This window comes from Halobaculum roseum (genome assembly GCF_019880245.1).
Lineage (GTDB): Archaea > Halobacteriota > Halobacteria > Halobacteriales > Haloferacaceae > Halobaculum > Halobaculum roseum.
Genome location: NZ_CP082286.1, coordinates 494154 through 514314, shown reverse-complemented (window position 1 = coordinate 514314; position 20161 = coordinate 494154). Strand labels below are relative to the sequence as shown.

General features: G+C 70.1%; 20 protein-coding genes. 11 read left to right on the top strand and 9 right to left on the bottom strand.

Features of this window, described 5'->3' with window-relative positions; translation table 11 throughout:
* Positions 1-21: 21 nt before the first annotated feature.
* Positions 22-885, bottom strand: coding sequence for an HpcH/HpaI aldolase/citrate lyase family protein (locus K6T36_RS02665; protein WP_222922478.1), 864 nt, complete (start codon positions 883-885; stop codon positions 22-24).
* Between the two features lie 145 nt (positions 886-1030).
* Between K6T36_RS02665 and K6T36_RS02660 the strand changes: the two genes are divergently transcribed.
* From K6T36_RS02660 to K6T36_RS02645, 4 genes are all read left to right on the top strand, one after another.
* Positions 1031-1504, top strand: coding sequence for a MaoC family dehydratase (locus tag K6T36_RS02660; protein WP_222922477.1), 474 nt, complete (start codon positions 1031-1033; stop codon positions 1502-1504).
* A 123-nt stretch (positions 1505-1627) separates the two neighbouring features.
* Positions 1628-2320 (top strand): hypothetical protein, encoded by a 693-nt coding sequence (locus tag K6T36_RS02655; RefSeq protein ID WP_222922476.1) that lies wholly within the window; start codon positions 1628-1630, stop codon positions 2318-2320.
* A gap of 53 nt (positions 2321-2373) precedes the next feature.
* On the top strand, positions 2374-3048 hold the full coding sequence (locus K6T36_RS02650) for a PH domain-containing protein (RefSeq protein ID WP_222922475.1): 675 nt from the start codon (positions 2374-2376) through the stop codon (positions 3046-3048).
* On the top strand, positions 3045-3650 hold the full coding sequence (locus K6T36_RS02645) for a PH domain-containing protein (RefSeq protein ID WP_222922474.1): 606 nt from the start codon (positions 3045-3047) through the stop codon (positions 3648-3650). The genes K6T36_RS02650 and K6T36_RS02645 overlap by 4 nt, the downstream gene beginning before the upstream one ends.
* 157 nt (positions 3651-3807) lie before the next feature.
* Here the strand turns inward: K6T36_RS02645 and K6T36_RS02640 are convergent, their stop codons facing one another.
* On the bottom strand, positions 3808-5625 hold the full coding sequence (locus K6T36_RS02640; protein ID WP_222922473.1) for an acyl-CoA carboxylase subunit beta: 1818 nt from the start codon (positions 5623-5625) through the stop codon (positions 3808-3810).
* Positions 5626-5754: 129 nt separating this feature from the next.
* Between K6T36_RS02640 and K6T36_RS02635 the strand changes: the two genes are divergently transcribed.
* Entirely contained in the window at positions 5755-7701 is a 1947-nt protein-coding gene (locus K6T36_RS02635) for a S9 family peptidase (RefSeq protein ID WP_225935164.1), read from the top strand.
* A 351-nt stretch (positions 7702-8052) separates the two neighbouring features.
* On the opposite strand, the gene K6T36_RS02630 is transcribed toward K6T36_RS02635, so the two are convergent.
* The 4 genes from K6T36_RS02630 to K6T36_RS02615 all read right to left on the bottom strand — a co-directional run bounded on the left by K6T36_RS02630 (position 8053) and on the right by K6T36_RS02615 (position 10901).
* The gene (locus K6T36_RS02630; RefSeq protein ID WP_222922472.1) at positions 8053-8280 is read right to left on the bottom strand and encodes a hypothetical protein; all 228 of its coding nucleotides are present in this window, start codon (positions 8278-8280) and stop codon (positions 8053-8055) included.
* A gap of 49 nt (positions 8281-8329) precedes the next feature.
* Positions 8330-9259 carry a class 1 fructose-bisphosphatase gene (locus K6T36_RS02625; RefSeq protein ID WP_222922471.1) on the bottom strand — a complete coding sequence of 310 codons (930 nt, stop codon included), beginning with the start codon at positions 9257-9259 and terminating at the stop codon, positions 8330-8332.
* On the bottom strand, positions 9259-10074 hold the full coding sequence (locus K6T36_RS02620) for a class I fructose-bisphosphate aldolase (RefSeq protein WP_222922470.1): 816 nt from the start codon (positions 10072-10074) through the stop codon (positions 9259-9261). Before K6T36_RS02620 ends, K6T36_RS02625 begins: the two co-directional genes overlap by 1 nt.
* An 86-nt stretch (positions 10075-10160) precedes the next feature.
* Positions 10161-10901, bottom strand: coding sequence for a DUF7409 domain-containing protein (locus K6T36_RS02615; RefSeq protein ID WP_222922469.1), 741 nt, complete (start codon positions 10899-10901; stop codon positions 10161-10163).
* Between the two features lie 137 nt (positions 10902-11038).
* Between K6T36_RS02615 and K6T36_RS02610 the strand changes: the two genes are divergently transcribed.
* From K6T36_RS02610 to K6T36_RS02590, 5 genes are all read left to right on the top strand, one after another.
* Positions 11039-11896: a 3-hydroxyacyl-CoA dehydrogenase family protein gene (locus tag K6T36_RS02610; RefSeq protein ID WP_222922468.1), complete on the top strand. Its 858-nt coding sequence runs from the start codon at positions 11039-11041 to the stop codon at positions 11894-11896.
* Between the two features lie 118 nt (positions 11897-12014).
* Positions 12015-13016: a phosphomevalonate decarboxylase MvaD gene (gene mvaD / locus K6T36_RS02605; protein WP_222922467.1), complete on the top strand. Its 1002-nt coding sequence runs from the start codon at positions 12015-12017 to the stop codon at positions 13014-13016.
* Positions 13017-13324: 308 nt separating this feature from the next.
* A complete protein-coding gene (locus K6T36_RS02600) occupies positions 13325-14467 on the top strand; it encodes an NAD(P)/FAD-dependent oxidoreductase (RefSeq protein WP_222922466.1) in 1143 nt (380 codons plus the stop codon).
* Positions 14468-14571: 104 nt separating this feature from the next.
* Entirely contained in the window at positions 14572-14721 is a 150-nt protein-coding gene (locus K6T36_RS02595; RefSeq protein WP_222922465.1) for a rubrerythrin-like domain-containing protein, read from the top strand.
* Between the two features lie 84 nt (positions 14722-14805).
* Positions 14806-17643, top strand: a complete 2838-nt coding sequence (locus tag K6T36_RS02590) for a DEAD/DEAH box helicase (RefSeq protein ID WP_222922464.1) — start codon at positions 14806-14808, stop codon at positions 17641-17643.
* A 59-nt stretch (positions 17644-17702) separates the two neighbouring features.
* Here the strand turns inward: K6T36_RS02590 and K6T36_RS02585 are convergent, their stop codons facing one another.
* Positions 17703-18395 carry a YqjF family protein gene (locus K6T36_RS02585; protein WP_222922463.1) on the bottom strand — a complete coding sequence of 231 codons (693 nt, stop codon included), beginning with the start codon at positions 18393-18395 and terminating at the stop codon, positions 17703-17705.
* A 45-nt stretch (positions 18396-18440) separates the two neighbouring features.
* Entirely contained in the window at positions 18441-18830 is a 390-nt protein-coding gene (locus K6T36_RS02580) for a DUF7522 family protein (protein ID WP_222607901.1), read from the bottom strand.
* Between the two features lie 148 nt (positions 18831-18978).
* Here K6T36_RS02580 and K6T36_RS02575 point away from each other — a divergent pair, with 148 nt between their 5' ends.
* Positions 18979-19734, top strand: a complete 756-nt coding sequence (locus K6T36_RS02575; RefSeq protein WP_222922462.1) for a class I SAM-dependent methyltransferase — start codon at positions 18979-18981, stop codon at positions 19732-19734.
* An 11-nt stretch (positions 19735-19745) separates the two neighbouring features.
* Here the strand turns inward: K6T36_RS02575 and K6T36_RS02570 are convergent, their stop codons facing one another.
* Positions 19746-20159, bottom strand: coding sequence for a tautomerase family protein (locus K6T36_RS02570; RefSeq protein ID WP_222922461.1), 414 nt, complete (start codon positions 20157-20159; stop codon positions 19746-19748).
* Positions 20160-20161: the final 2 nt, after the last annotated feature.

Below are 20161 nucleotides of genomic sequence, written 5' to 3'. Positions count from 1 at the left end.
CCCGGATCGAACGGCCGACCCTTACTGTCTCTCCTGTTCCCACACGTCCGCCAGCCGCGCGTACTCGCGGACGCGCTCTGCCTGCGCGATCAGCGGCGCGTCGATCATCTCGCCGTCGACCTCGAACACCCCGCGATCGTCGGCTGCCGCCTCCTCGCGGGCGTCGAGCACGCGCCGGGCCCACGCGATATCCTCGTCGTCGGGGGTGAACGCGTCGTTGATCACCGGCACCTGCGAGGGGTGGATCGCCATCTTGCCGTCGTAGCCGAGGGTCGCCGCGAAGCGCGTCTCCTCGGCGAGCCCCGCCTCATCGCCGAAGTCGGTGTAGACGGTGTCGATCGCGTCGACGCCGGCGGCTGCGGCCGCGGTGACCGTCCTCTCGCGGGCGTAAAGCACTTCCGTCCCCTCGGCCGTCCGCGTCGCGCCTAGGTCCGCCGAGAGGTCCTCGGCGCCGAACGCGACCGCGTCGGTCGGCTTCGCGTCCGCGATCGCCTCGGCGCGGAGGACGCCGCGGGCGGTCTCGATCAGCGCGATCACGGGCACCCGGCGGCCGTGCTCGCGGAGTTGGTCGCCGAGGTGCTCGACCGCGTCGCCCGACTCCGCTTTCGGGAGCATCACGGCGTCGAAGGCGGCGTCACCGTCGTCCGTGAGGACCTCCAGATCGCGGTACGTCTCGGTTCCGGTGACGCGGACGCACACCTCCGCGTTCGGGTCGAAGTCGGGGTCCGAGAGCACATCGCGGACGGCCCTCCGCGCCTCCGCCTTGCGGCCGGGCGCGACCGCGTCCTCCAGGTCGAAGACGATCGTGTCCGCGCCGGTCGCGGGCGCCTTGCGCATCAACTCGGGGCGGTCGCCCGGCGAGAACATGACGCTGCGTCGTGGCATAGGTCGAGGTTCGTCGGACCGGCGTATCAATCCCGCCGACTGCTCCCCGGTCGGAAGGTGTCGGCGCCCGCAACGACGGCGACCGGCGTCGGGCGTCGGCGACGGTTCCCGCACGGTTTTCACCCGTCCCGCCGTCGCCCCACGCATGGCCGGCAAGTATTACGAGGAGTTCGAGGTCGGCGAGACGATCGTCCACGAGAAGCGCCGCACCGTCTCCGAGCGGGACAACCAGGTCTTCTGCGACATGACGATGAACCAGCAGCCGCTCCACCTCGATGCGGAGTTCGCCGCCGACACGCAGTTCGGCGAGCGACTGGTGAACGGCATCTACACGATGGCGCTGGCGACCGGGCTGTCCGTTCCGGACACGACCGACGGAACCATCGTCGCGAACCTCTCGTACGACGACGTGGAGCACCCGAACCCGGTGTTTCACGGCGACACGGTCCGCGCTGAGTCGACGGTTCTGGACAAGCGCGAGACCAGCGACGGCGAGCGCGGCGTCGTGACGATGCGCGTCGACGCGTACAGGCTCGATCCGGACACAGACGACGGCGAGACGCTCGTGTGCACGTTCGAGCGGACGGTGCTGTCGCTGAAGCGCGAGCACGCCGAGTAGTTCGTCGGACGGCCGGACCGGCGGCGGTTCGATCCGATGTTCTCCGATCGGCCGGGGTAGGATTTTGTCGCTGTCGGATCGAAAACTGGTAGTGTCACCGGTGGAGGGGATCCGCCGCCGAACATGACGAGAAACGAACCCACCGGCGGACACGAAACACATCGCGAGGCGGACCGGACGCTGAAGAACCCGGATCAGATCGATGCCGACGAAGCCGACGAGTCCGTCGAGCACGTTGCCCGTCACATGGCACGCGAGCTGTGTGCAGGTTTCCGGTACCACGACCGGGGCGAACGGGACGCGGCAGTCGAGTCGTTCGCCGAGGTCGACCGCCGGCAGTTCGCCCACGTCGACGAAGACACCGCGCGGCGCGCGGCTCGCGCGTACGTGGACGCGCTGTGGGCGAAAGACGAGTTGGAGACCGACCACATGGACGGCGACCGGATCGACCCCGAGTCGATCCGCGGCGGCGACTGGGGGCGCGTCTACGATGCGTTGGCCGAGCGTGCCGCCGTCGCCGACATCGACCGGGAGTACGCGACCGCGACGACCCGGGCGTGGCGCAACCACAAGGCGAACGGCGACTACTGGACCCCGATGTTGCGCGCGCAGTTGCTCGAATACCGCGCCGCGGTCGGCGACGAGAACTACCCGACCAAGCCGAGCGACGGCCGGGAGGGGTTCGGCACCGCGCCGGTCCGGTATCTCCTCGGGGTCGAACTTCACGATCGCCACACCCGCGATCACTGGGAGGAGGCGATACGGGTGATGGAGCCGTACTACCGCCGGGTCCTCCGGGCCCACCGGGCGGACTGACGCGCGGCGCGTCGGCGCGGGCATTTATCACCTCCGACGCGGGAGCAACGGCCATGGAATCTCCCTCCACCGAGGACACGCTTCCGGACGGCTTCGACTGGCTCTCGCTCGACCCCGAGGAGGAGGTCGTCTGGACGGGCAAGCCGCACTCGATGAGCCTCGTCCCCGCGCTCGTCGTCGGCGTCCCCCTGTCGCTGGTGCTCGTGGGCATCCCGATCGTCGTCTCGGCGTACCTCTCGCGCGAGAACACGGAGTACGTGATCACCACCGAGGCGCTGTACAAGAAGCGCGGCGTCGTCTCCCGGGACGTGAAGCGGGTCGGCTTCGAGAAGGTCCAGGACACCTCCTACTCGCAGGACTTCTTCGGCACGCAGTTCGGCTACGGCTCGGTCGACATCTCCACGGCCGGCGGCTCGGGCGTCGAACTCAGCTTCGACAGCGTCGCCGAGCCCAAGCGGATCCAGGAGCTGGTGAACGAGCGCATCCGCGCCCGAGACCGCCGCGGCGACGTCGGCGACGGGGAGACGAAAGCCGACGTGCTCGACGACATCCTCGGCGAACTGCGCGCGATCCGCGCGGCCGTCGAGGACGACGGCGCCGGCGCTGTGGCCGCCGGGGACGATGTCGACGCAGACGACCGCGACGGCGAGAACGGGCCCGCCGGCGGGACCGGCGAGGTGTCCGACGCCGACGGGGCGTCGACGGCCGGCGACGACGACGACCGATGACGGCCGACGCGGAACCCGACGGTGTCGTCACCGTCGGGGCCGTTCCGTCGTCGGTCACCGTCGACGACGGCGAGACGGTGCGCTGGACCGGCCGGCCGCGGCTCTCGGCGGCGGCTCCGGCCGGCCTCGTCGGGCTGCTCGTCGCCGGCGGCGGGATGGCCGTCGCCGTCGGGCCGGCGGCGACGAGTCGCTTCGGGGTCGCGATCGCGGCGCTCGCCGTCCTCGTCGGTCTCGCGATCCCCGGGCTCGCGTCGCTGTCGCTCGCGAACACCCGGTACGTCCTCACCGACCGCGCGGCGTCGGTGAAGACCGGGATCGTCGGGCGGCGCGTCGTCCGTGCGCGGCTGTCGATGGTCGAGAACACCGCATACGAGCAGTCGGTTACCGGCTCGCTGTTCGGCTACGGTACCGTGCGGCTGGAGACGGCCGGCGGCGACGTGGCCTTCCGCCGCGTCGACGACCCGCAGAGCGTGCGGTCGCTCGTCGACGAGCACGCGCGGTCCGGCGAGCGGGCCACGGCGGACTCGATCCCGGGATCGATCGACTCCTGGCGGGCGGTCCGAACGGAGGTTCGGCTGCTGCGTTCGGCGCTCGACCGGTGAACTCAGGCGTCGACGGGAGGGGACACCCGGGACGTGGGGGATGGCGAACAGGCGGTGCGGGCGCCTCGGACGACGGGGCACCGCACACCCGCTGACCGTCGTCCGGTCCGTGGTCAGGTCACGGCGGGTGTGGTCCCGCTATCGGGGATACCCTCGATCAGAGGACCGTGCCGTGCTTCTTGTCGGGGACCGACTTCTCGATGTCCTCGTAGAAGTCGAACCGCTGGACGAGCTCCTCGCGGAGGTCGGAGGGGGGGACGATCTCGTCGATGACGACCTCGCTCGCCATCCGGTGGATGTCGATGTCGCGGCGGTACTCCTCGCGGAGTTCGTCCTCGCGCTCGGCGCGCTCGTCGGGGTCGTCGATCTCGGCGAGCTTGTTGGCGTAGACGGCGTTGATCGCCGCCTCGGGGCCCATGATCCCGATCTCGCCGGAGGGGAGGCCGATGACGGACTCCGGCTCGTAGGCGGGGCCGCCCATCGCGTAGATGCCCGCGCCGTACGCCTTGCGGACGACGACGGTCTGCTTGGGGACGGTGGCCGAGGAGGTCGCGTAGATGAACTTCTTGCCCTTCTCGAGGATGGCGTCCTTCTCGACCTGCGAGCCGGCCATGAACCCCGGCGTGTCACAGAGGTACAGCAGGGGGATCTCGTAGGCGTCACAGGTCCAGATGAACTCGGCGGCCTTCTCGGCGGCGTCCGGGAAGATGGCGCCCGAGCGCTCGGTCGGCTGGTTGGCGACGACGCCGACGGGCTTGCCGTCGATGCGGGCGAACGCCGTGACGATCTCCGTGCCGTACTCCGGTTTCAGCTCGAAGACCGATTCCGCGTCGCAGATGCGGTCGAGCAGGTCGTGTACGTCGTACGGGCGGTTCGGCGCCTCCGGGATCAGCTCGTCGATACCGTCGGGCGAATACGTCGGCGGCTTCGGCTCGCTGTGGGGCGGCTTCTCGCCGGCCTTGTCGGGGAGATAGCTCATCAGGTCCGCGACGAGTTGCCGGGCGTGCTGCTCGTCCTCGGCGACGAGGTCTGCGCTGCCGGAGTACTTCGCGTGCACGTCCGGGCCACCCAGGTCGTCCATCTCTATCTCCTCGCCGGTGACCATCTTCACCATCCGCGGCGACGCGATCGCCATCGCGGACATCCCCTCCACCATGACGGTGAAATCGGCGAACACCGGCGTGTAGGCGGCGCCGGCGATGCAGGGGCCGTAGAGCACGCAGATCTGCGGGACGCGCCCCGAGAGCATCGAGTGGTTGTAGTAGTACTTCCCGATCCCCTCGCGGTTGGCGAAGAACCCGGTCTGCTGGTCGATCCGGCCCCCAGAGGAGTCCATCAGGTAGAGGACCGGCTTCCCGTTCTTGAGCGCGCGCTGTTGCATCCGGAGGAACTTCTCGACGCCGCGACCGGCCATCGACCCCGCCTTCACCGTGAAGTCGTTCGCCATGAAGTGCAGGTCCCGACCCTCGAACTCGGCGGCGCCAGTGATGAGGCCGTCGGCGGGGAGCCGGTTCCCCTCGTCGGCCTCCCCCACGTCGGGGGAGTTCCCGTGCCACGCGTCGAAGTGGGCGAACTTCCCGTCCTCGAACTTCACGCCGTCGGCGGCGTCATCGCGGTCGGCGTCGCCGGTCCCGCCGGCCCCGCCGTCGCCGAACCACAGGTCGAGACGGTCGCGAACGAACAGCTTCCCCTGCTCGGGGAGTCGCTGCTTGTACTTCTCGGGACCGCCCTCGAGGATGTCGTCGATCTCCGCGCGGAGTTCTGCCTCGCGGTCGGTCGGACCCAGGTCGTCGTCCAAGGGGTACTCGATCTCGGGCGGCTCGGCGGTCGCGATCGGCTCGTCGGCGGCGCCGTCGTCGTCATGAGCGTCGTCGCCGGCGTACACCTCGATGTCGACGCCGAAGTGCTCGGCCAGCGCCGAGGCGATGGCGCCGGCCTCCTCCTCGGTCGCACCCGCGCCCACGTGGACTTTCATACGGTGGTGTGCGCAAGAATTGCGGAAAGGGTTTTCCATGGCGGGCGGCGCTCACCGCCAAACGATTCAGATCGATTTCAGAAATTCGATTCTGGGTACACTGAAGTTTCCGGGGTCGAATCGGTGGACGTGACCGATACCCCGGACGACACCCTCCGAGCCCTCGCAGAGCTGCCGACGATGGCGCACCCCGCGTCGACCCCGGACGGGTCCGAAATCGCGCTGTACTACGACATCGACGGCCGCAACGAACTGTACCTCCTCGATCCCGACACCGGAGAACTGGACCGGTGGTCCGACGGTCAGGTTCCGAAGGACGCCCGCCACGGCTTCGCGTGGGACGCCGCCGGCCAGCGCGTCCTCTTCCACCTCGACGAGGCCGGCAACGAGCAGAACGATATCCACGCCATCGACCGCGACGGCACCGCCGAACCGGTCGTCGAGATGGACGGACAGGTGACGCTCCAGTCGGTCGGCGACGACGGCGAGACGCTGCTGGTCGGGTCGAACGCCGACGGGCAGATGAACGTCTACCGCCACGACCTCCCCTCGGGCGAGACGACGAAGGTCACCGACTACGACCGCGCCGTCTGGACGGCGGAGCTGTCGCCCGACTGCGAGCGGTTCGCGTTCACGACGAACACGTCCGAGGACTACGACAACGCGGACGTGTTCGTCGCCAGCGTGGCGCGAAGCGCCACGGAGGGCCGGCCGGCGGCCGGCGACGATCTCGACGGATCGAACGCCCGAAACCTCGATATCGGCGAGACCGGCGCTGAGTCGGCGCCGGCGGACTGGCACCCCGACGGCGACAAGCTGCTCGTCTCCGACAACACGCCCGACAAGGGTCGCTGCGGCGTGTACGACTTCGAGGCCGACGACGTGACGTGGTTCGGGACCGGCGAGTACGAGGAGACGCCCGAGTTCTTCCTCCCCGACGGCGATCGCTTCCTCGCGACGCGGACGCGCGACGCCGAGGTCGTCCCGGTCCTCTACGACACGACGACCGGTGAGGGGCGCGAACTCGACGTGCCCGGCGGCGTGTCCACCTTCGGTCGCGGCCCCTCGGACGACGGGTGGGTCCTCGACGAGAACCGCGTGCTGCTCATGCACACCACGCCGACTCGCCGGCCCGAACTGCTCGCGTACGACCTCAACGCCGACGAATACGAGACGGTGTTGGAGGCCGAGTACGGCCCCTTCTCCCCCGACGACTTCGCCGACGCGGAGTACGTCACCGTCGAGTCCGACGGCGTGCCCGAGACGCCACAGCGCGCCGTCGAGCACGACCCGTACGACGAACTGGAGATCGGCGCGATCTTCTACGACTCCGGCGAGCGGCCGTCGCCGTTGGTCGTCAACCCCCACGGCGGCCCGCGCCACCGCGACACGCTCTCGTTCGGCTACCGCACGCAGTTCCTGCTCTCGCGCGGCTTCTCCGTGCTCCAGGTGAACTATCGCGGCTCCACCGGCCGCGGCCGGGAGTTCGTCGAGGAGCTGTACGACGACTGGGGCGGCGCCGAGCAGGGGGACGTTGCCACGGCCGCCGAGCGCGTCCTAGCGGAGAACGACTGGCTCGACGACGACCGAGTCGTCGTCTTCGGCGGTTCATACGGCGGCTACTCGGCGTACTGGCAGCTGGTGCAGTTCCCCGACCTCTACGCCGCGGGGGTCGCGTGGGTCGGCGTCTCGGACCTGTTCGACATGGCCGAGAACACCATGCCCCACTTCCGCTCGGAGCTGATGGTGAAGTACCTCGGCGAGCCCGACGAGAACGAGGCGCTGTACGAGGAGCGATCGCCGGTCACCCACGTCGACAACCTCGCGGCCCCCCTCCTGATCGTCCACGGCGTCAACGACCGTCGGGTCCCGGTGTCGCAGGCGCGAATCTTCCGCGACGCCCTCCAGGACGCCGGCTACGAGGAGAGCGACGACTACGAGTACGAGGAACTCGGCGAGGAGGGCCACGGTTCCTCGGACATCGACGACAAGATCCGGAGCCTCGAACTGCTCGACGACTTCTTCGAGCGTCGCGTCGGCACCGTCGAGGCGGACGTGACCGCGAGCGACGACTGAGCGCCGGGTGTCGGTCGCGGGCGGTATCACTCGTTCGGCGACGGTGTTCTGCTGGGCGGCTCGGGCCACGCGACCTCCCTTCGGTCGGTCGCGCACACCTCGCCGTTCACGAGAGCGAAGCTCTCGTGAGCTCACGAGACGCTGTGCGTCTCGTGAACGCCGCGTGCCGAGACGCTCGGTCGCTCACTCCGTTCGCTCCCTCGCGCCTCGCTAATTTTCTGGGCGGCTCGGCCCGCAGACCTCGCCGTTCACGAGACCTTTGGTCTCGTGAGCTCACAAATCGCACCGCGATTTGTGAACGCCGTGGTACCGTCGCCTCACTCGCTCACTCCGTTCGCTCGTTCGGCGACGCTAGTCGAACATCTTGTCGTCGAACTCCGGCACGTCGAACCCGCCCTCGCCGCCCCACCCGTCCATCACCCGGCTCTGATACAGCATCATCGCGACCTGCGGCACCGCCTGCGGCGGCACCGGCGAGGAGTCGTCGAACGCCTCCTGGGCCCACCCGTTGTACTCGTCGACGATGTCCATCGCGTCCTTGAAACTGCGCAGCATGAGCGCCTTGTAGCGGTCTCTCATTGTCCGGCTTCCGCACGCCCGACGTGTGGGTCTATCGGTTCGGGAAGCGCTATCGGGCTGGAACCTCGTCGAGCGCCGCTTCGAGCCGTTCGATCAGCGCCTCGTTCCCGACGTGGACCGGCACCCGCTGGTGGATCCCGGTCGCCTCGACGTCCAACAGCGACCGGGCGCCGTCGGAGGACCGGCCCCCGGCGCCCTCCACGAGATATGCGACGGGGTTCCCCTCGAACTGGAGGCGAAGCTTCCCGTCGGGCGCGGACTCCAGCGCCGGGTACGCGAACACGCCGCCGTAGGAGAGCACCTGGCTCACGTCCGCGATCATCGCGCCGCCGTAGCGCAGCTTCAGTTCGTCCTCGACCTCGTCGACGTAGGCGGCGAAGTCGTCGGGCCAGTCGGGGACGCGTCCGCCGAAGCCGTACACCGTCGGGTCGTCGGGGAGTTCGATCCGTTCCAGCTTCTCCCGGTCGCCCTCTCCGGTGACGAGGTACTCTCGGATCGTCGCGTCCGCGGGTGCGCCGACGCCGGCGACCATCGTCGTGACCGGACCGTACAACACGAACCCGGCGCCGACGAGGTCGCGCCCGGAGGCCGGGAGGTCCCCGTCGTAGATCGCGACGACCGTGCCCATCGGGTTGTTCGACTCCAGGTTCGAGGAGCCGTCCAACGGGTCGACCGCGACCGACACCGCCCCGTCGCCCGTGTCGACCGTCGACTCGCGCTCCTCGCTGGCGTAGGTGCCGACGCCGTCGATGTCGCCCAACGTCGCCTCCAGCAGCTCGTCGGCGTACACGTCGGCCGCGAGCACGTCCTCACCGGACGGGTTCTCGTCGTCGAGGTAGCGGCGTCGCCCCGGCAGCCCCGCGCGGATCTCGGGAGCCGCCGCGGCGACGGCCTCCAGCACCGCCTCCGCGGCGGCGACCGCGTCGGGGTCGGCCGAGTCCGCGGCGCCGTCGCCGGGATCGGAGTCGGCTCCCTCCATCAGTCGTCGGCGACGGCGGAGGCGGAGGTGTGTTCGAGCGCCTCGTCGACGGACGCCTCCTCGAAGATGACCGCCTCCAGGGCGTCGAGGATCTCCTCGGGGTTCTCCCGCTGGAAGACGTTCCGGCCGACCGCGAGCCCCTTCGCGCCGCCGTCGATCGCGCCGGCGACCGTCTCCAGGAACGCGCGGTCGTCGGTCTTCGACCCGCCGGACATCACCACCTTCGTCGGGCCGGCCATGTCGGCCGCATGAGCCATCGCCTCCGGCGATCCGGGGTACTTCACCTTCGTGATGTCGGCGCCGAGTTCGAGCCCGAGCCGGGCGGCGTACGCGATCGTGTCGGGGGCGGTGTCGTTCTTCAGCCCCTGTCCGCGCGGGTACGACCACATGACGACGCCCATGTCTTGCTCGCGGGCCGCCTCCTGGGCGTCGCGGAACTCCTCGGCCATCTCCACCTCGTGGTTCGAGCCGCCGTACAGCGTGAAGCCGATCGCGTCGGCGCCGAGCTCGGCGGCGTACTCGACCGACCAGTTCACCGCGGAGTCGGGCTCGCCCATCCAGAGGTTCGACGTGCCGTTGAGCTTCGCCAACAGCGCCACGTCGTCGTCGTAGCTGGGGTAGTACGCCTCCGCGACGCCCTTCCCGACCGCGAGCGCCGTCACCGCGTCGTGGGTCGCGAGCTCGAACACCCGCTCGGGATCGGCCGTCTCCGGGTTCGGCTCGAAGTCCACCGGGCCGTGTTCGATCCCGTGGTCGTACGCGAGAATGAGCGCCTTACCGTCCCGGGTGATCGCCGCGTCCGCGTCGGGGAGCATGTATGATTCCGCCACGCCATCGATGATAAATCAAATGGTGTACGTGGATTGATATTTACTCGGCCGCGAGTATCGCCTTCCGTCGATCAGTCGACGTGTTCGGCGGCTGCGTCGCGGAGTTCTGCCACGTGCGCGGCGTCGCGATCGAGGGCCTCACCGATCTCCTCGGGGTCGGCGATGGCGAGCGCGCGTGCGGAGGTGATCCCCGCCTCCGCGAGGTCGGCTGCGTCCCGATCGTTGACCCCCGCCACGTCGACAACTGGCGTCGGTCGGGAGCGCTCGCGCCACGCGGACTCCGCGGCGACGGGGTCGCCCGAGCCGTCGGTTTTCGTGCCCGACGCGTCGCCGCGGGCGGAGGCGGCGACCCACGCCCGTTCGGCGGCCTCACCGTCGTCCGTCTCCTCGTCGTCGGTCGTGGCCGCGGTGTCGTCGGTGGCCGTGGCAGCAGCGTCGTCGTCGGTGACGACCCGAACGTCGTCGTCAGTGTCGTCGCCGCCGGCGCCGCCCTCCGCGGCGTCGGATCCCCCGGCGTCCTGACCCTGCCAGTCGCCCGACGAGGCGGCGACCCACGCCCGTTCGGCGTCGCCGAGACCGCGGACCTGGCTCGACCGGCGGGCGAGGTCCTCGCCCTCCGACTCGAACGACCACGCCAGCGAGTGCTCACGACGGATGCGCGCGGCGACGCCAGGGTTCACCCCGGCGTCGATCAGCATCCGGTAGGAGACGGCTTTCTCGCGAACGTCCGCGGCGCCGAACGGCGCGTCCGCGAGGACGGCGGCCGTCGCCGGCCCCACGAATTTCAACTCCCTGACATCCTCATCCCCCACACCTGGTCACCTGTCGGATGCCTCGGACCCGGACGGTTTAATCTTTCTGCGCACATTCTCATTCGTGGATAATTCCGTCGGCGTTCCCACGCTGCCGCTCCGCTACGCTTACGGTGGCCGCCGGGGCATCACCTCCCATGCGCGGACTCTCCGAAATTCGGACGGTTGGCGTCGTCGGCGCGGGCACGATGGGCAACGGCATCGCCCAGGTCGCCGCGACCGCCGGCTACGACGTGGTGATGCGCGACATCGAACGACGGTTCGTCGACAACGGGCTGGAGTCGATCGAGTCGTCGCTGTCGCGCCTCGACGCGAAGGACGAACTCGACGAGTCGCCCGAGACCATCCAGGACCGGATCACGGGAACGACAGCCATCGGCGATCTCGCAGACGCCGACCTCGTGGTCGAGGCGGCGCTCGAGGACATGGAGGTGAAGCAGGACATCTTCGGGGACCTCGAGGACGTGACCGACGACGATGTCGTGCTCGCCACGAACACCTCGACGCTCTCCATCACGACAATCGCCTCGGCGACCGACCGCGAGGACCTCGTCGTCGGCCTCCACTTCATGAACCCCGTCCCGATCATGGCGGGTGTCGAGGTCGTCACCGGCGAGAAGACGGCCGCCGAAGTGACCGAGTTCGCACACGCGTTCGCCGAGGACCTCGGAAAGGAGACGTGGGAGAGCGACGACAAGCCCGGGTTCGTCACCAACCGCGTCCTCATGCCGTGGATCAACGAGGGGATCCGCGCGTACGACGAGGGCGTCGCCTCGAAGGAGGACATGGACAAGGGGATGAAGCTCGGCACGAACGTCCCGATGGGCCCGCTCGAACTGGCCGACCACATCGGCCTCGACATCTGTCTCGACGCAAGCGAGACGCTCCACGAGGAGCTGGGCGACCGCTACAAGCCCGCCTACCTCCTCAAGCGGAAGGTCGCCGCCGGCGACCTCGGCAAGAAGACCGGGAAGGGGTTCTACGAGTACGAGTGACGCGGGCCGGCCGCCGTCGACGGCGACGCGATCCGGGACACCGGCACCGCTGCCGACGCCGACGGTCCGGGTACGGCCATTCGGAACGACTAACCCCCCGCCTGCCCGTTCGGCGGGTATGAAGGCCACGGCGACGGCCCACCCCATTCAGGGCCTCGTGAAGTACCACGGGATGCGCGACGCCGAGCGGCGGCTCCCGTACCACGACTCGATCAGCCTCTGTACGGCCCCCTCGCGGACGACGACGACCGTCGAGTGGGAACCCGACAGTGCGCCCGACGACGACGAGTACCGCATCGACGGCGAGGTCGTCGACGGCCGCGGCGCAGAGCGCATCGGGATGGTCGCCGACCACGTCCGCGACCTCGCGGACCTGGACGCCGCCGTCCGCGTCGAGTCGGAGAACTCCTTCCCGTCGAACGTCGGCTTCGGCTCCTCCTCCTCGGGCTTCGCCGCGCTGGCGATGTCGCTGGTCGAGGCCGCCGGCCTCGATATGACGCGCCCCGAGATCTCGACGGTCGCCCGGCGCGGCTCCTCGTCGGCCGCCCGCGCGGTCACCGGCGCGTACTCGGTGCTGTACGCCGGGATGAACGACGAGGACTGTCGCGCCGAGCGCCTCGACGTCGGCGTCGGCCCCGACGGCTTCGACCCTGAGGAGGACCTCCGCGTCGTGACGGCGCTCGTTCCGGCGTACAAGGAGACCGAGGAGGCCCACCGCGAGGCGGAGGCAAGCCACATGTTCGACGCCCGGATGGCCCACGTCCACGAGCAGCTCCAGCGGATGCGCGACCGCCTTCGCACCGGGGAGTTCTCGGGCATCTTCGAGATCGCCGAGCACGACTCGCTGTCGCTGACGGCGACGACGATGACCGGCCCCGCCGGCTGGGTGTACTGGCAGCCCGAGACCATCGCGGTGTTCAACGCCGTCCGCGAGCTCCGGCAGGAGGAGGACGTGCCGGTGTACTTCTCGACGGACACCGGCGCGAGCGTCTACGTCAACACGCCCGCCGAGCACGCCGAGCGCGTCGAGGAGCGCGTCGCCGAGGTCGGCGTCGAGACCGACATCTGGGAGGTCGGCGGTCCCGCCCGCGTCCTCGGCGAGTCGAAGGCGCTGTTCTGATCCGGGGACACCGCTCCGAACTTCGGGAACGGGTGGGGACACAGGTCCGGCGAACGCGGAGCCGTCGCTGCGCCCCGGGCTGACAGGCGGCGCGGCTGCGTCCGGGAACGCCGCGGCGGCGCCGTCACGTCCGGCCCCGCCGGTCGTCCCCGCCTCCCGCGAGCGGTGCGCCGCTCACCCGCTCGTCGCCCGCGGGTCCTCCTCAGGTCACGGGGACGCTGGTCCCGGCTCGGTACGTGAACGTTCGGACGGGCGGCCGATCGCGACGCCCGTCACGTCCTTACCCGCGGCGGCCGTACCGGAACCGAATGCACGTCGTCGTTCTCGGCGCCGGCTACGCCGGCGTCGCCCTGACCCGCAGGCTCGAATCCCGGCTCCCGTCGGAGGTCGACATCACCCTCGTCAACGACGGCGAGGAGCACGTCCTCGTCCACGAGACCCACCGCGCGATCCGCCGCCCCGCGGTCGCCGACGCGATCTCGGTTCCCCTGGAGGACCTGCTCGACCGCGCGGAATTGGTCGTCGACCGCGTCGTCGACGTGGACGCGGGGGCGAGACGCGCCGAGTTGGCCGACGGCGATGCGATCGAGTGGGACTTCGGGGCGGTGTGTCTCGGCTCGGAGACCGCCTACTACGGGATCGAGGGGCTGCACGAGCACGCGACGCCGTTGAAGTCGCTCGACGACGCCGCCGCGATCCGGGAGCGGTTCCTGGAGGTGGTCGACGACGGCGGCCGCGTCGTGGTCGGCGGCGCCGGCCTGTCGGGGGTGCAGGTCGCCGGCGAGCTCGCGGCGCTGGCCCGCGAGGAGGGCGCCGAGGTGCCCGACGACGTGGAGATCGCGCTGGTGGAACAGTTGGACGAGGTCGCCCCGAACTTCCCCGCGAGTTTCGGCCGGGCGGTCCGCGAGCAGTTGGGGACGCGCGGCGTCGACGTGGAGACAGGCACCGCCGTCGAAGCGGTGTTCGACGACCGGATCGTCACCGACGCGGGCGATCTCCGCTACGACCAACTCGTCTGGACCGGCGGCATCGCCGGCGACGACGCCCTCGACGGCGACCGACCCGTCGTCCGGGCGGACCTCCGGCTCACTGACCGCACGTTCGCGTTGGGCGACGCCGCCCGCGTCGTCGACGCCGACGGCGAGGCGGTTCCCGCCTCCGCGTCGGCGGCCGTGCGCGAGGCGAAGACGGCCGCCGAGAACGTCGGCCGACTCGTCGACCACGAGCTATCGGCCTCGCCGGACGACTTCGCGCCGCGGCTCGCCAGTTATCGCTTCGACGTGCCCGGGTGGCTCGTCTCCGTCGGCGACGGCGCCGTCGCGCAACTGGGACCGACGGTGCTCACCGGCGCGGCCGCGAGGGCGTCGAAGGCGGGCGTCGGCGCCGGCTACCTCACCTCCGTGGGCGCCGTTCGCAACGCCGTCGAGTTGGCCGAGGAGGAGCTGCTGTAGCGGATAGAACTGGACGTACGTTCACCGCTATCCCTTTTATACCTAGTACTGCCCATACTGATCCGTAGAAAACAGTTACAACCTTTGCCGTGTTACGGATTGACATGCCGACCAACGAAATAGACCCGTACAGCCCGTCGGAGGGCGTGTTCGAGTGCCTCGGGTGCGGAGCGCGGACCCGAACGAACAGCCACCCGGGCACGTGTCCGGAGTGCGACGGCGCCGTCCGAAACATCGCCGTCAGCCGGGAGTAACGCGCGGTCCGAGCGCCGGGAACGAGGCGGCCGGCAAGCGCCTGGAGCGCGACGCTTAACCGGCTCGCGACGCAATCCGCGTCGATGAGCGACACGCCGCGAGCGACCGGGATGGACGCCTTCGCGGCGCTGGGCGAGGAGGTGCGATCGGCACTGTCCGAGCGGGGGTTCGCGACGCCGACGGCGCCGCAGCGCCGGGCGATCCCGCCGCTGGCGGACGGCCGCGACGCACTCGTCATCGCCCCCACGGGAACCGGCAAGACGGAGACGGCGATGCTGCCCGTGCTGTCGGCGTTGGCGGAGACGCGACCCGAGGGGTTGGGTGCGCTGTACGTGACGCCGCTGCGGGCTCTCAACCGCGACATGCGCGAGCGCCTGGAGTGGTGGGGCGACTACCTCGACCTCGACGTGCAGGTCCGCCACGGCGACACCACCGACTACCAGCGGAGCAAGCAGGCGAACGACCCGCCGGACGTGCTCGTCACGACGCCCGAGACGCTCCAGGCGATGTTGACGGGAGAGAAGCTCCGCGCGGCCCTCGCGGACGTGGATCACGTCGTCGTCGACGAGGTTCACGAGCTGGCGGCCTCGAAGCGGGGGGCGCAGTTGACAGTCGGCCTGGAGCGGGTGCGCCGGCTCGCGGGCGACTTCCAGCGGGTCGGCCTCTCGGCGACCGTCGGCGACCCCGAGGAGGTGGGGAAGTTCCTCACCGGCGACCGCGGCTGTGAGATAATCGAGGTCGATGTGGGGAGCAAGGTCGAGTTCGACGTGGTCTCGCCGTCGACGACGCCCGAGGACGAACGCCTGGCCGGGAAGCTGGCGACGGACACCGACATCGCGAGCCACGTGCGGCTGATCCGCGACATCGTCCGCGAGCACGAGTCGGTCCTGATCTTCGTCAACACCCGACAGACCGCCGAGGCGCTCGGCTCGCGGTTCAAGACGCTGGGGGAGCCCATCGGCGTCCATCACGGGTCGCTGTCGAAGGACGCCCGCATCGAGGTCGAGGACGCGTTCAAGGCCGGCGAGATAGCGGGCCTCGTGTGCACCTCGTCGATGGAGCTGGGGATCGACGTGGGACGGGTGGACCACGTCGTGCAGTACAACTCCCCGCGAGAGGTCGCACGCCTCCTCCAGCGGGTCGGCCGCGCGGGCCACCGCCGCGACGAGACCAGCCACGGCACCGTCGTCACCGACGCCCCCGACGACACGATGGAGGCGCTGGCGATCGCCCGACGGGCCGTCGCGGGGGAGGTCGAGGAGTCCGGAATCCACCACGGCAGCCTCGACACGCTCGCGAACCAGATCGTCGGCCTCCTCATGGACATGGGTGAGGTCGACGCCCGCGAGGCGTACGAGCTGATCACCCGGGCGTACCCCTTCCGCGACCTCCCGGAGGAGACGTTCCGCGAGGTGGCGAGGGAGCTGTCGGGCAACCGCCTGCTGTGGATCGACGAGGAGCGCGACGTGCTGGAGACCTCCGGCGGCACCTGGCAGTACTACTACCGGAACCTCTCGATGATCCCTGACGAGGAGACGTACGACGTGTACGACATCTCCTCGCGCCGCCAGATCGGCACGCTCGACGAGCGGTTCGTCGTCAACTTCGCGGCGCCGGGGGAGGCGTTCATCCAGCGCGGGGAGCTGTGGCGCATCAACGACATCGACGACGAGGAGGCGGAGGTGAACGTGGCGCCCATCGAGGACCCCGCCGGCGAGGTGCCCTCCTGGACCGGCCAGGAGATCCCCGTCCCCCGCGCCGTCGCCGCGGAGGTCGGGGAGATGCGCGGCGTCGCCGAGCCGCAGTTCGCCGGCGGCGCCGACGCCGACGCGGTCGCCCGCGAGTTCGCCGGCCGCTATCCCGCCGATGCCGACACCGTCTCGGTCGGCCTCGACACGGTCGGGCGCCACGTCGACGCCGGCCACCCGATGCCGACGGACGACCGGATCGTCGTGGAGGGCCACGGGCGAAGCATCGCCGTCAACGCCGCCTTCGGCCACGAGGTGAACCGAACCCTCGGACGCCTCCTCTCGGCGCTGATCGGCCAGCGAACGGGCTCGTCGGTCGGGATGGAGGCCGACCCCTACCGCGTCGAGCTGGAGGTTCCCAACGGCGTCACCCCCGGAACCGTCATCGAGGTGCTGGAGGAGACCGACCCGAAGCACGTCGAGGCGCTCCTCGAACTCGCGTTGAAGCACTCGGACACGCTGAAGTTCACCCTCGCGCACGTCGCCGCGAAGTTCGGCGCGCTCAAGCGCTATCAGGGGAACAAACGGTTCGGCGGCGACCGCCTCATGGCCGCGCTGGAGGACACGCCGGTCTTCGACGAGGCGGTTCGGGAGGTGTTCCACACGGAACTCGCGGTCGAGGAGACCGCCGAACTGCTCGGGGACATCGACGAGGGCAGGGTCGAGGTCGTCGCAGCCCGCGAGCGCACGCCGCTGGGGACGGACGGCCGCTCCTCGGGCCGGGAGTTCCTCGTCCCCGAGAACGCCGACGCCTCCGTGATCGAGACGATCCGCGACCGCATCATGGACGACCACGTGATCCAGCTGTGCGTCCACTGCGGCGAGTGGAAGCAGCGGACGAAGGTCCGTCGCGTCCGCGACACGCCGGAGTGTCCCGAGTGCGGCTCCACCCGCATCGCCGCGCTCAACCCCTGGGCCGACGAGGTCGTGAAGGCGGTCCGCACGAGCGACAAGGACGACGAACAGGAGAAACTGACCCGGAAGGCGAACCGCGCCGCGAACCTCGTGCAGGCGCACGGCAAGCAGGCGGTGATCGCGTTGGCCGCCCGCGGCGTCGGCCCGCACAACGCCGCGCGGATCATCGGGAAGCTGCGCGAGGACGAGGACGACTTCTACCGCGACATCCTGAAACAGGAGCGCCAGTACGCGCGGACGAAGAGCTTCTGGGAGTAGTCCTCGCCCTCTGGAAGTAGTCGTCGCCCGCGACGCCTCACGTCCGTCCGCGGTCCCGCTTACAGCCGCTTGCTCCGCGACGTTACCACGTCCAACCCGGGGCTGTAGTGGTACACAGGGTCGGCGTCCGGCGTCGTGAAGCCGTGGGATCTCAGGAGTGTGTTCGCCGTCACGTCGGCCTCGGCGGGGTGCAGCGTCCACGGCTCGTGGTCCACGTCCGTGTAGCGGATCGACCCGTCCTGCGCCTCCGTGTAGAAGCGGTACCGCTCGACGAGGAACTCGGCCATCGGGTCGTCGGGGGCGCGGAACCCCTCGCCGGTCGGGCGGTACGTCGCCTCGTAGCGCGCCGGCCGGCTGCCGGGGTGGAGGCGACGGCTCCGGAAGCGGACGCCGCCGCGGCCGTCCGAGCCGAGCGAGATCCGCGCGTAGTAGTACGGGAGGCGGTGGAACACCCGGGCCCCGACGACGCTGGCGACTCCCTGCGCGTCGAGGCTGAAGAAGTAGACGCTCGGGACGCCGTCGCGGGTGACGTACGTGCGGACGTTGAGCTCCGGGAGGCGGATGCCGGCGCCCTCCGGCATCCCCTTCGGCCGAACGGCGACGTTGGTGAACGGGACGACCGAGAGCCACGCCGAGCCGTCGTAGGTGTCGGGCACCAGCCCGTCGGGCAGGTGCGCGTCCATCACGTCGGGGTCGACGGGCCAGTTCTCGAACAGGAGGTGTCGCCAGCCCATCTCCAACGGGAGGACCATACTCGAACTCGGTGGGGGGACGAGAAACGTCTTGGGGCGGTCTCCTCAGTCCTCGCCTTCCCACTCCTCCAGCGTCGCGGAGACGGCGCTGGCGAGGTGGTTGAAGTCGCGAAGCTCCATGCCGTCGCTGGTGACGAGGACGCCCTTGTCGCGTCCGTCGATACGGACGGCGTAGCCGTTCTCGAACACCCGAAGGGTGTAGCGGTACTCGCCCAACTCAGTCCCCGAGTAGCCGTCGCTGGCCATCGCGAAGTCCTGGCGCTCTGTGCCGATGAAGGCCATCAGGTCGGCGTCCTGCTCCAGGTCGTCGCGCAGGTACAGCTGCTCGTGGTCGGTCCGCGTGAAGAACGTCACCGAGCGGGCGTTGTCGCCGACCGTCGTCCGGCACGTCGACACGAGTCGGTCCGCGGCCTCGTCGGGCAGCAGTTGGGACATACCACCCGACTGCCGGCCGCGTCGGTAGTCGGTGTGGTAGCTGCCAACCTTGCCGGTTTCTGCGCCCTCGTTGTCCGTGCCCACTCACTATGTCATATGCTACCATCATTCACATATCGTTTTCCCGACCACTTCCGTCGTGGTCGGTATGTCGACCGCCGATCCCGGAGGTGACGCCGTCGAGGGCGACGGAACGGACCCGTTCGGCCGCGCGATCCGCGAGTTCGCGCGCGACGAGCAGACCGAGCCGCTGTGGTGCGTCGACGGCGCCGAGCGCGTGGAACACCCGATCGAGGGGTTCTATTTCGCCGAGCGCGACGAGTCGGCCTACGAGACGCTCGATTCCGACGGACTGGCGGCGCCGCTGCTCGATCTGGGCGCCGGCGCCGGTCGCGACGTGCTCCGGTTTCAGGAACGCTACGAGGGGGAGGTGGTGGGGCTGGAGCCGTCCGCCCACCTCGTCGCGACGATGCGCGAGCGCGGCGTCGACTCGGCGGTTCGGGGCGACATGTTCGCGCTACGGGAGTCGTTCGACCGCGACCGCTTCCGCGGGGTGTACGCCCACGGCACCCAACTCGGACTGGCGCGACCGCCGCACCGCCTCCGGGAGTTCCTCGCCGACCTCGCGTTCGTGACGACCGACGACGCAGTCGCCGTCGTCGACAACTACGACCCCGAGGCGGACGGGGCGCGCGACCTCCTCGGCTGGCGGCCGGACCCCACGCCGGGGATGGGCTACCGCGTGATGCACTTCGAGTACGAGGGGGACGTGGGCGACACCCTGCTGTTCCGGCCGTTCGCGCCCGACGTGCTCCGGGAGGCGTGCGTCGGCTCGGAGTGGTCGGTCGCGACGGTCCGGTACTCGAACGACCACCACTACGAGGCGGTGCTGCGGAAACCCTGAGTCCGGGACCCCTACGACCCGGCATCGCCGTCGCGGCCGACGCTCGAACCGTCGCGCTCGGCGGGCTCCCACGCGTCGAGCGGCTCCCCGCCGAGCACGAAGTCGGCGCCCTCATGCTCCGTGACGACGACGTACACCGTCCGCTCGGGAATCCCGAACCGGTCGCCGAGTTCCGTGGTGAGGCGGCGGGCGAGCGCGTGTCGCTGGTCGACGGTTCGGCCGACGCGCACGTCCGCGTTCACGAGCGCGACCGGGTCGTCCTCCCCGGCCCCGCCCAACTGCGGGTCGCTCTCGACGACCGCCACGCCGACGTGGTCGGTTCCGGTGTCCATGACCTCGGCGTAGGTCTCGGCGACCCACTCGGCGAACGACGCGCGCTCGTCGTCGGTGACGGCGACCGAGAGGTCGAAGCGAAGATGTGGCACAT

What these genes read in the sequence shown, in the direction of transcription:
- K6T36_RS02620 (WP_222922470.1), bottom strand. Translation starts at nt 10,074, where the DNA reads ATGCTCCCCGACGCGGACGCGGCGATCACCCGGGACGGTAAGGCGCTC.
- K6T36_RS02655 (WP_222922476.1), top strand. Translation starts at nt 1,628, where the DNA reads ATGACGAGAAACGAACCCACCGGCGGACACGAAACACATCGCGAGGCG.
- K6T36_RS02630 (WP_222922472.1), bottom strand. Translation starts at nt 8,280, where the DNA reads ATGAGAGACCGCTACAAGGCGCTCATGCTGCGCAGTTTCAAGGACGCG.
- K6T36_RS02625 (WP_222922471.1), bottom strand. Translation starts at nt 9,259, where the DNA reads ATGGAGGGAGCCGACTCCGATCCCGGCGACGGCGCCGCGGACTCGGCC.
- K6T36_RS02585 (WP_222922463.1), bottom strand. Translation starts at nt 18,395, where the DNA reads ATGGTCCTCCCGTTGGAGATGGGCTGGCGACACCTCCTGTTCGAGAAC.
- K6T36_RS02640 (WP_222922473.1), bottom strand. Translation starts at nt 5,625, where the DNA reads ATGAAAGTCCACGTGGGCGCGGGTGCGACCGAGGAGGAGGCCGGCGCC.
- mvaD (WP_222922467.1), top strand. Translation starts at nt 12,015, where the DNA reads ATGAAGGCCACGGCGACGGCCCACCCCATTCAGGGCCTCGTGAAGTAC.
- K6T36_RS02665 (WP_222922478.1), bottom strand. Translation starts at nt 885, where the DNA reads ATGCCACGACGCAGCGTCATGTTCTCGCCGGGCGACCGCCCCGAGTTG.
- K6T36_RS02575 (WP_222922462.1), top strand. Translation starts at nt 18,979, where the DNA reads ATGTCGACCGCCGATCCCGGAGGTGACGCCGTCGAGGGCGACGGAACG.
- K6T36_RS02610 (WP_222922468.1), top strand. Translation starts at nt 11,039, where the DNA reads ATGCGCGGACTCTCCGAAATTCGGACGGTTGGCGTCGTCGGCGCGGGC.
- K6T36_RS02590 (WP_222922464.1), top strand. Translation starts at nt 14,806, where the DNA reads ATGAGCGACACGCCGCGAGCGACCGGGATGGACGCCTTCGCGGCGCTG.
- K6T36_RS02645 (WP_222922474.1), top strand. Translation starts at nt 3,045, where the DNA reads ATGACGGCCGACGCGGAACCCGACGGTGTCGTCACCGTCGGGGCCGTT.
- K6T36_RS02600 (WP_222922466.1), top strand. Translation starts at nt 13,325, where the DNA reads ATGCACGTCGTCGTTCTCGGCGCCGGCTACGCCGGCGTCGCCCTGACC.
- K6T36_RS02660 (WP_222922477.1), top strand. Translation starts at nt 1,031, where the DNA reads ATGGCCGGCAAGTATTACGAGGAGTTCGAGGTCGGCGAGACGATCGTC.
- K6T36_RS02580 (WP_222607901.1), bottom strand. Translation starts at nt 18,830, where the DNA reads ATGTCCCAACTGCTGCCCGACGAGGCCGCGGACCGACTCGTGTCGACG.
- K6T36_RS02650 (WP_222922475.1), top strand. Translation starts at nt 2,374, where the DNA reads ATGGAATCTCCCTCCACCGAGGACACGCTTCCGGACGGCTTCGACTGG.
- K6T36_RS02595 (WP_222922465.1), top strand. Translation starts at nt 14,572, where the DNA reads ATGCCGACCAACGAAATAGACCCGTACAGCCCGTCGGAGGGCGTGTTC.